This window comes from Pseudoalteromonas sp. G5_S1_14_S5, from assembly GCF_054968605.1.
In genome coordinates this window covers 1-10,592 of sequence record NZ_JBQKUM010000112.1, presented here as the reverse complement: position 1 = coordinate 10,592, position 10,592 = coordinate 1, and the positions used below count along the sequence as shown (strand labels likewise).

5 protein-coding genes are annotated in these 10,592 nt (G+C 45.8%); 1 reads left to right on the top strand and 4 read right to left on the bottom strand.

Going from position 1 to position 10,592, the window contains the following annotated elements; all coding sequences use genetic code 11:
- Window positions 1-42: 42 nt before the first annotated feature.
- Both pheT and pheS read right to left on the bottom strand, forming a co-directional pair.
- Window positions 43-2,430: a phenylalanine--tRNA ligase subunit beta gene (pheT, locus tag ACTRWI_RS21130; RefSeq protein WP_499133699.1), complete on the bottom strand. Its 2,388-nt coding sequence runs from the start codon at window positions 2,428-2,430 to the stop codon at window positions 43-45.
- Between the two features lie 18 nt (window positions 2,431-2,448).
- Entirely contained in the window at window positions 2,449-3,432 is a 984-nt protein-coding gene (pheS, locus tag ACTRWI_RS21125) for a phenylalanine--tRNA ligase subunit alpha (RefSeq protein WP_004741591.1), read from the bottom strand.
- A gap of 1,035 nt (window positions 3,433-4,467) precedes the next feature.
- Here pheS and ACTRWI_RS21120 point away from each other — a divergent pair.
- A complete protein-coding gene (locus ACTRWI_RS21120) occupies window positions 4,468-5,283 on the top strand; it encodes a hypothetical protein (protein ID WP_499133698.1) in 816 nt (271 codons plus the stop codon).
- 101 nt (window positions 5,284-5,384) lie between these two features.
- On the opposite strand, the gene ACTRWI_RS21115 is transcribed toward ACTRWI_RS21120, so the two are convergent.
- Window positions 5,385-5,879: an outer membrane beta-barrel protein gene (locus tag ACTRWI_RS21115; RefSeq protein WP_499133697.1), complete on the bottom strand. Its 495-nt coding sequence runs from the start codon at window positions 5,877-5,879 to the stop codon at window positions 5,385-5,387.
- Window positions 5,880-6,022: 143 nt separating this feature from the next.
- Entirely contained in the window at window positions 6,023-10,063 is a 4,041-nt protein-coding gene (hrpA, locus tag ACTRWI_RS21110; RefSeq protein ID WP_499133696.1) for an ATP-dependent RNA helicase HrpA, read from the bottom strand.
- Window positions 10,064-10,592 lie beyond the last annotated feature (529 nt).

Genomic DNA, 10,592 nt, shown 5'->3' with positions numbered 1-10,592 from the left:
CTCGCAATGCGAGGCCTTTGGTTTTCTATCTATCAGAGGAGATTAGTCGCGAAGTGCTGCGCCAAATTTCTCTGAGATTGAAGCTACGATAGCATCTACTGAACCAGCGATGTCTGCATCTTCTAGTGTGCGCTCTACAGACTGTAGAGTCAGTGCGATAGCTAGGCTCTTCTTGCCTTCTTCTACGCCCTTACCTACGTAAACGTCGAACAGTTTAGCGTCTGTTAGGAATTCGCCACCAGCTGCGATACACGCTTCTACGATGTCGCCAGAAGCTACAGCTTCGTCAACAACAACTGCGATATCACGACGGTTTGCAGGGAACTTAGATACTGCTACTGCTTCTGGAAGCACGCGAGTGTTGATAGCAGCCCACTCGATTTCGAATACGATAGTACGGCCGTTTAGACCAAACTTACGCTCTAGTTCTGGGTGAACAGTACCAATGATACCCACTTCTTTATCGTCTACTACGATAGCTGCAGTTTGACCTGGGTGAAGTGCTGGGTGCTTAGCGGCTTTGAAGCTGTAAGCCTTCTCGTTCGCTGTTAGCTCTAGAACGGCTTCTAGGTCGCCTTTCAGGTCGAAGAAGTCAACTGTGTTAGTTGCAACGTCCCAGTGCTCTTCGCCACGAGTACCAGAGATAACGCCCGCAAGTATCATTTCTTGGCGCATGCCGTTTTCAGCTGTTTCTTCAGGGATGAAACGTAGGCCTGATTCGAATAGACGAACGCGAGACTGTTGACGCTTCTGGTTGTGAACCACTGTGTTTAGAAGACCTTGGATTAGGCCAAGACGCATTGCTGACATGTCCGCAGAAATTGGGAATGGCAGGATTAGCGGCTCAACACCAGGTACAACAAGTTTTTGCTGTTCTGGTTCTACGAAGCTGTAAGTGATTGCTTCGTGGTAGCCACGGTCTACAAGAAGGTCACGAACGCGCTTAAGCGGTTGGTCAGCTTCTTTGTGGTCATTCATTTTAAGTGCCGCTTTAGGCGCTTGGTTTGGAATGTTATCGTAACCGTAGATACGACCTACTTCTTCAATTAGGTCTTGCTCGATTGCGATATCGAAACGCCAAGATGGAGACGTTGCCGTCCAACCTGCTTCAGTTGTCTCTACTTCACAGCCTAGACGAGTTAGGATTTCTACCACGTCTTCAGATGGGATTTCGTGACCTAGTAGGCTGTCTAGCTTAACGCGACGTAGAGATACTACGTTTGCTTTTGGTAGATCAGCTTCAGATTCGCTGCCGTTTACTGGCGCAACTTCACCACCACAGATATCAACTAGAAGCTGTGTTGCACGCTCCATAGCAGCTAGCTGAAGTGTTGAATCAACACCACGCTCGAAACGTAGAGAAGAATCTGTGTGTAGGCCGTAAGCACGTGCGCGACCACGGATGTGATCCGGTGCGAAGAATGCTGCTTCTAGAAGTACGTCTGTTGTTTCAGTAGTTACACCAGACTCTTCACCACCAAAGATACCAGCGATTGCTAGTGCTTTGTTGTGGTCGGCGATAACAAGCGTGTTGCTGTTTAGTTCAGCTTCGTTGCCATCTAGAAGTGTTAGTTTTTCGCCCTGCTCTGCTAGACGAACCACGATGCCACCTTCGATCTTAGCTAGATCGAATGCGTGCATTGGTTGGCCTTGCTCTAGCATCACGTAGTTTGTGATGTCTACAACTGGGTCGATTGAACGGATACCACAACGACGCAGTTTTTCTTGCATCCAGATTGGTGTTTCCGCTTTCACGTTTACGTTCTTAACCACACGGCCAAGGTAACGTGGACAAGCATCAGTTGCTTTAACTTCAACAGACACTGTGTCTTCAATACTTGTTGCAACAGCTTCTACTGCTGGCTCTGTAACGTCTGCGCGGTTTAGTACGCCAACTTCACGAGCAAGGCCACGGATGCTGAAGCAGTCTGCGCGGTTTGCTGTTAGGTCTACGTCGATAGTTACGTCGTTAAGCTCAAGAAGCTCACGAACGTCCATACCTAGCGTTGTGCCTTCTGGCAGCTCAAGGATGCCGTCAGACTCTACGTCGATACCTAGCTCAGAGAAAGAACAAAGCATGCCGTGCGATGGAACGCCACGTAGTTTTGCTTTCTTGATTTTGAAGTTACCAGGCAGCACTGCGCCAACTGTTGCTACTGCTACAGTTAGGCCAAGACGACAGTTAGATGCACCACAAACGATGTCTAACAGCTCTTCTTCGCCGATATCAATTTTAGTTACTTGTAGTTTGTCTGCGTCTGGGTGCTGACCGCACTCAACCACTTTACCTACTTTAACGCCGGTGAATTCACCAGCAACAGGTTCTACATCGTCAACTTCCAAACCAGCCATAGTGATTTGGTGAGCTAGCTCTTCGCTGTTAATTGCAGGTTTAACCCACTCGCGTAGCCAAGATTCACTGAATTTCATAGTTTCGACTGCCCCGGATTACTTGAATTGTTTAAGGAAACGAAGGTCGTTCTCGAAGAACGCACGAAGGTCATTTACGCCGTAACGAAGCATCGTTAGACGCTCTACACCCATACCGAATGCAAAACCAGAGTATTTCTCAGGGTCGATGCCAACAGAGCGAAGTACGTTAGGGTGAACCATGCCACAGCCTAGAACTTCTAGCCATTTGCCATCTTTACGTTTCACGTCAACTTCAGCTGAAGGCTCTGTGAACGGGAAGAATGAAGGACGGAAACGCACTTCAACTTCTTCTTCAAAGAAGTTACAAAGGAAATCGTTAAGAATGCCTTTAAGTTGTGCGAAGTTTACGTTCTCATCAACTAACATACCTTCCACTTGATGGAACATTGGCGTGTGAGTTTGATCGTAGTCGTTACGGTAAACACGACCCGGAGCAATGAAGCGGAATGGCGGTTTGCCGTTTTCCATCGTACGGATTTGAACACCAGAAGTGTGCGTACGTAGCATTAGATCAGGGTTGAAGAAGAAAGTATCGTGATCAGTACGAGCTGGGTGATCGTCTGCGATGTTTAGTGCATCAAAGTTGTGGAATGCATCTTCGATCTCAGGGCCAGACTCAGTGTTAAAACCAAGCTCACCAAAGAACTGTTCGATACGCTCAACTGTGCGAGTAACTGGGTGAAGACCACCGTTCTCAATGCGACGACCTGGTAGGCTCACATCGATAGTTTCTTCAGCTAGTTTCGCTTCAAGCTCTGCACGTTGTAGTGCGTCTTTGCGAGCTGCGATCGCTTGTTGAACAGCACCTTTCGCTTTGTTGATCTCTTGACCAGCAGTGCGACGCTCTTCAGGTGGAAGTTTACCTAGGCTTTGTAGTTGAAGAGTGAGCTCACCCTTCTTACCTAAATACTGAACTCGCACTTCATCAAGTGCGACTAACGAATCTGCTGTATCAATAGCAGTCGTTGCATTAGCAATGATCTCTTCTAGATGTTGCATCATTTCCTCATCTACCAGTTGGTAGTGTCCGTATCGGCTGATTAGTTTTTTTAGATAGCTACACATAGTAATCAAACACGCAACCAATGCCAAATTGAATCGCTAAAAGAACAAGTTATTGCCTAAAAACACGGCAAATTTAACGTTAGAAAACAGAATTTCATTGAAATCTGTGAAATCAATTTGTGAATAGGTAGGAGAAATATCAATAGTGAAAGTGCGACGTGCATGTGATCGTGCTATGAAACAATTGCCTATTCATGCTGCCTTTGTGGGGCAAGCCTCTCCTTATGGTTAATATTTGTCACACTGGTGTGGTTTTCTGTTAAGTTGCTATAAATTCGGTAAGGGGTGACTTACAATAGAGTCAACGACCTACCTTTTTTGAGAACACGATATTGAGCGCCAAATATTCTTATTTAGCTTGGCAAGTGAAGACTTCTAGCCCAGCGGAAAAGCTTGTTTTATTGATGCTTGCAGACGGTGCGGATGAATCCGGTTATACCAATGTGTGCCTACAATCGGCAAGTCAGCTTTGTGCTCTCTCTACGTTTGGTTTAGCCGACTGCCTTAAGTGCTTAGTCGACCAAGGTATTCTCGATAAGATAAAAGTAGACTATCGAGATCAAAAAGAGATCCACGTATTCAAAATGCTCATTGAGAAAGAGCAAGCTGCGACGCCCGTTGAGGAACAACCGGTCAATAGTATTCCGGTCTACTCTACGGCACCTGCACCTGCACCTGCACCTGCACCTAAGTTTCAGCCTGCTCCGGTGCCAATGCAAAACGTGCAGCATGCCCCTCGCCCACAAGGTCGAGGCTCAATGACAAGTAACACGATTTCCACTCATGATTTGGATGAAGAAATCATTCCAAATTGGGCGGAACGTGCGTTTAAATTCTCCGGCCTTGCTGGTGACCATAGCTTGATATGGAAAAAATTTGTCCTCTGGTATAAAGCCAAAGCCAATGAACTCATGCCAATCTCTCGCATCGAATCTAAGTTGCAGTACTGGTTAGTTAACGAGAAGCAAAATGAAAGACAACAACAGCAGAAGACCTCTCAATATTCAGGAAATGCAGGACAAGCTCAAGGAAATGGGTATCGACAAAAGCTTAGCCCATCTGAACGCTTCAGGCAGCAGCTCATTCAAAAAGGCAAAAAGCCAACCTTCTGATCCTGCACCTACAGTCGCTCCAGAAGTTTTACCGTCAGTTTCGTCACCATCGGTACCTGTTGTTGAATCAGACACTGGCTCAAATCAAAAAGTACCAGTCGTTGACCAAGATCCTGCAGAACTAGAACTGACTGATTGGTGTATCCATGTGTTCGGCTCATTCTTGAGCGTGTACGAGACTCAGTGGGAATACCAATACGGTAGTGAGCCAAGCGGTAAGTTCATTGAATTTGCTAACTCTGTCGATTCTGCCGGCCTTAACCGTGTACTAATGCACTGTCATGAGCGTATTCAGCTTGGTAACAGCTGGCCACCGCAAATGGGTGAGCTTTGGATTCTGAAAGACTCTCTAACAGAAGAAGAGCTGTTGGATAGCCGCATTCGAGTATTGTCTCGCACTGCTGCGAACAAGATAGAGAAATGGCTAATTCAAAATAAGTTGTATGACTTGAAACGCACTGCGGAAAACAAGCTTGATGGCCTTTTTAAAAAGTACTATTTAGAAGCAAAACGTTTAGACGAGAAAGGCATGCTTGAAACGGAATTACCACAATTTCTACTAGCCGCAAACTCAGTGAAAAACCTGAATGATTTGAAGCGTGAAGAGTACGAAAGCAAGCACGGTAAAGCGCTGAACCCAAGAATCCAACAGATTCTCGACAGCAAAAAGTAACCTTCCGCTTTCTAGTGTGAAAAACACATGAACAGATACAAAAATGCCAGCAATTAAGCTGGCATTTTTTTATGAATTCTTACGAACTCTTTAGCGACTAATTACAGTAGGTGAATAGTTGCGTTTAGCGTGAATACGCCTGAGTCGTCATCTTTCATTTTGAAGTTTTGGTAGCTAGCGCCTATAGAAAGAGGACCAAAGATGAAGTATTCTGCGCCTACACCGTACATGATATTAACGTCGTCTTGCTTGAAGTTGTCGCCCTTCAGCTCGTAAGAGTGAAGACCACCTTTCGCGTATACGTGAAGAGGACCGAAGTCGATGCTTGGTTTAATTGCTAGGTAAGCAGTGCTTGCATCTAGGTTTGTAAGATTACGTTTACCGTACTTAACGCTGTCGAAAGAGCCTAGATCCCAGTAACCTGCTTCAACACCGATAAGTGGCAGAATACCTGTACCCACGTGGATACCCATTGCTGTTTCTTCTTCGTTACCTAATGAGTTTTGACCACCCATTACACCGCCGTACAACCAAGAATCAGCCATTGCTGTTGAAGATGCACCTAGCAGTGCTAGTGCCAATAACGTTTTTTTCATATTCGACCTTTTTCGTCCTAGTGGCAGGCCTTGAGTGGTAATAAATTGCCACCAAGCCGCCCTGTATGTAATAACTATTCAATTAGTAATGCAACAAGCAAGATTTATACCCAAACCTTGCCATTGCGTCTAGCATTATTCCTTTAGCAAGCATCGATTGCGTTTTTAACACGCTTATCTGACACTGGATAAGGCGTACCGAGTTGCTGTGCGAAGAAGCTTACGCGAAGCTCTTCAATCATCCAACGCACCTCTTTTACGTTTTCTGGAATCGCGATCCCTTTTGGAATTTTATTCAGTAGCTCTTTGTAATCACTCATTACTGACTCAACTTTGATCATATGCAAACGATCTTTGTTAGGGTCAATTGGCAGCTTCTCCATGCGGCGTTCGATTGCTTTCATATAGCGTAGGATATCTGGCAAACGTTTCCATCCACACTCTGTGGCAAACCCCTTAAAAATCAAGCCTTCTACCTGAGCTTTTATGTCAGAAAGTGCAAATGCCATGGTAAGGTCAACACGCCCTTTTAGCTTTTTACTGATACTGAATGCGGTAGTAAGAATGGTTTCTACCTGCTGAGCAATCTCAACCACGGTATCCCCCAATTCTGCACGTACGTGTTCTTTAAGTGCTTCAAACTGCTCAGGTTCCCAAACCAAACCGCCCTTCTCTTCGATGAGCTTATCAATACCACAAGCGATACAGTCATCGATTAGATCGAGAACCTTGCCGTATGGGTTGAAGTACAAACCAAGTTTCGATTTGTTCGGTAAGTTCGAGTGCAAATATTTAATTGGTGACGGCACGTTCAACAAGATCAAACGACGCTGACCCGATTTCATTGCCGAGATCTGCTCTTGCTCCGTTTCGAACAGTTTGATCTCTACGCTGTCTTTGCTATCCACCAGCGCTGGGAAGGCTTTTACATCGTAGCCACCGCGCTTCTGTTGGTAGACTTTTGGTAACTCACCAAAGCTCCACGTATGCAGGTTTTGATGCTCGATATCATCATCCGCAACTTTAGAAAGCGTTTCTTGAACTTTGTCTTTCAGGCTCTCTTTCAGTTCATATAAGTCTTTGTGTTCTTTCAACTTACGTTTGCGATGATCCACCGCACGGAATGTTACCTTTAAGTGCTCTGGAATCTGGTCTAACTTCCAGTCATCTCGTACCACTTCTACACCCGTCATGCGGCGTAGCTCTTTCTCAAGAGAATCCAGTAGCGGCGCTTCAAGCGGTGTCACACGAGCCAAGAATGCATCGGCGTAATTTGGCGCAGGTACAAAGTTTCGTCGTAGTGTCTTGGGTAGTGACTTGATTAGGCTAACCACCAATTCCTGGCGTAGGCCTGGGATCTGCCAATCAAAACCGTTCTGGTCGATTTGGTTCAAGATAGGCAGCGGAATGTGCACCGTTACACCATCGTTGTCATCACCCGGCTCAAACTGGTAGCTCAGTTTTAACTTCAGGCCATTTTGGTGCCAGAAGTTCGGATAGTCTAAATCAGTAACGGGGCTCGCATCACCGCGGAACAGCATCGATTTCTCGAAGTTGAGCAACTCTGGAGTCTCTTTGCTGGTTTTCTTCCACCAAGTATCAAAGTGACGGCCCGAAACCACCTCTTCGCCTACGCGCTGGTCGTAGAATTCAAACAGTTCATCATCATCGATCAAGATGTCACGACGACGTGATTTATGCTCTAGCTCTTCCACTTCTTGTAGAAGTTTGCGGTTCTGTTTGAAGAACGCGTGCTTGGTTTCCCATTCACCTTCAACCAGTGCACTACGCACGAACAACTCGCGACTAATCGTTGGGTCAATCGCGCCATAGTTTACTAGGCGTTTCGGAACAATTGGAATTCCATAAAGCATCACTTTTTCGTGTGCCATTACCGCCGCTTGTTTCTTCGACCAGTGTGGTTCGCTGTAGCTGCGCTTAATTAGGTGCTTCGCTAACGGTTCAATCCACTCAGGCTGAATTTTAGCAATCACACGGCCCCAAAGTTTTGAGGTTTCCACCAGCTCAGCAGACATGATCCACTTAGGCTGTTTCTTAAATAGGCCAGACGCAGGGAAGATATGGAAGCGTGCGTTACGTGCGCCTTGGTATTCATTCTTCTCTTGGTCTTTCATACCGATGTGAGAAAGCAAACCTGATAGCAATGAAATGTGAATACCATCGTAGCTGCCCGGTTCGTCGTTGAGCTTAGCGTCCAGTTCACGCATTGCTTGTTGAATTTGGAAGTAGACATCTTGCCACTCACGAATACGCAGGTAGTTCAGGTAATCTTGCTTACACTGTTTACGGAACTGGTTACTCGACAGCGCTTTTTGCTGTTTCTTGATGTAGTCCCACAGGTTCACAAAGGTGATGAAGTCTGAGTCTTTGTCGAAGAAACGCTTGTGCTTGTCGTCAGACGATTGCTGTTTGTCTGATGGACGCTCACGCGGGTCTTGGATTGAAAGTGCAGACGCAATAACCATCACTTCGTGTAGACAACGGTTGTTTGGCGCTTCGATAACCATGCGCGCTAAACGCGGGTCAATCGGCAGCTTCGATAACTTACGACCAATTGCCGTTAGCTTCTTAGTATCGTCGCCTTGGTTCTTGGTCTTATTGCTCGGTTTGCCCGAAGCAATTGCACCTAGCTCTTCAAGCAGTCTTACACCATCTTGAATATTGCGCTTATCTGGCGCTTCAACAAATGGGAATGCTTGAATGTCACCTAGCCCTAGTGCCGTCATCTGCAGGATAACCGACGCTAGGTTGGTACGCAGGATCTCAGGATCGGTAAATTCTGGGCGGGATTCGAAATCTTCCTCAGAGTACAAGCGAATACAGATACCTTCAGCAACACGACCACAACGACCTTTACGCTGGTTCGCACTCGCTTGAGAAATCGGCTCAATCGGTAGACGTTGTACTTTGGTGCGGTAGCTGTAACGACTGATACGCGCAGTACCAGGGTCGATTACGTACTTGATGCCCGGAACGGTTAACGAGGTTTCTGCCACGTTAGTTGCCAGTACAATGCGACGGCCCGTGTGTGACTGGAAGATACGGTTCTGTTCACCCGCCGACAAGCGAGCGTACAAAGGCACAATCTCAGTATCACGTAGATTACGCTTACTTAGCGCATCTGCCGTATCACGAATCTCACGCTCACCGTTCATGAATATCAGGATGTCACCCAAACCTTCATCACACAGCTCATCAACCGCTTCGAAGATACCTTCCATTTGGTCACGATCTGAATCGCTGTCGTCACCACCTAATGGACGGTAGCGCGTATCTACTGGGTAAGTGCGGCCCGACACTTCAATGATTGGTGCATTGTCGAAGTGCTTAGAGAAACGCTCAGGGTCGATGGTTGCCGACGTGATGATCACTTTTAAATCAGGACGCTTTGGTAGCAACTCTTTCAGGTAACCCATGATGAAATCGATGTTCAGGCTTCGTTCGTGCGCTTCATCGATAATGATGGTGTCGTACTGATTTAAGAAACGGTCGTGTTGAATCTCCGCCAGTAGAATACCGTCGGTCATCAGTTTGATTTGTGTGTTGTCAGAAATCTGATCGTTGAATCGAACCTTATAACCAACAAATTCACCCAACTGGGTTTCCATCTCTTCAGCAATACGGTTCGCAACCGAACGCGCAGCCAGACGACGAGGTTGAGTGTGACCAATTAGGCCAAAGCGGCCGCGGCCAAGCTCAGAACAGATCTTAGGAAGCTGAGTGGTCTTACCCGAACCCGTTTCACCCGCCACGATAACCACTTGGTTTTCTTCAATGGCTTTCGCAATATCATCGCGCTTTTGGCTAACAGGGAGAATCTCTGGGTATGCAATGGTTGGTTTTTGCGCAGTACGCTGGGTTGCCGTCATCATCGACTGGGCAATGTCTAATGCGATTTCATCGAAAACAGCATGCTTGGATTTTTCGTTCTTAATACGGCTTGCACCAGAAATGCGCTTACTTAGACGGAAGCGGTCGCGCATCATGCATTCATTTAAGGCCTTACGAAGAGAGGCTGGGCTATTTTGAGATGCGCTAGCTTTAGGTGCTTGTTGATTGTTGTTTTGCTTTTTTTGATTAGCTTGATCTGCAGCGGAATCCGATGTCGCGTTGGTATTCGCTACATGGTTATTTTTATCTGCTTTTTCCGGAGACGAAGTCACAGCTTGTCCTATTCTTTCTCTTATATAAACTCGCGCGATTGTAGCATAAAGGAAAGGAACGAGTTAACACAAAGCAAGGAATATTAGCAGCCTAAGCGCCTGCTGAAAAAGGGGTAATGAAAACTAACGTGTTCAATTGTTACACTAAAAAGTGGAGCTCATTATTGGTAGGCTGTCGATGATTCAATGAAAAGATGTTGGCTTAGATTACCCAAGCTAAAATGGGTAGAAACACATCACTACTCGAAGCTCAAAATGCACTTGAAGCTGTGATGATCTCTTGTTTAGTATTCCAAAGTTGGTTCCGTACGTCTTCAAACCATAAATATCCAGGATGGTAATATAAGTCATTGTAAAAAATAAAAAATCTAACAATTTATAACCGAAGGTTAAGTAATCAAATATTAGATAATCAGAATAAACTCATATATTAGGTTTTAGTTTAAGTGGCTTTCGAATAGTTAATTATCAGTGACTAATAGTGATTAGATCTTTTCTTTAATGATAAAAAATGCCGCTCATTAGGAGC

Coding starts and splice junctions, on each gene's coding strand:
- pheT (WP_499133699.1), bottom strand. CDS start 2,430: ATGAAATTCAGTGAATCTTGGCTACGCGAGTGGGTTAAACCTGCAATT.
- pheS (WP_004741591.1), bottom strand. CDS start 3,432: ATGCAACATCTAGAAGAGATCATTGCTAATGCAACGACTGCTATTGAT.
- ACTRWI_RS21120 (WP_499133698.1), top strand. CDS start 4,468: ATGAAAGACAACAACAGCAGAAGACCTCTCAATATTCAGGAAATGCAG.
- ACTRWI_RS21115 (WP_499133697.1), bottom strand. CDS start 5,879: ATGAAAAAAACGTTATTGGCACTAGCACTGCTAGGTGCATCTTCAACA.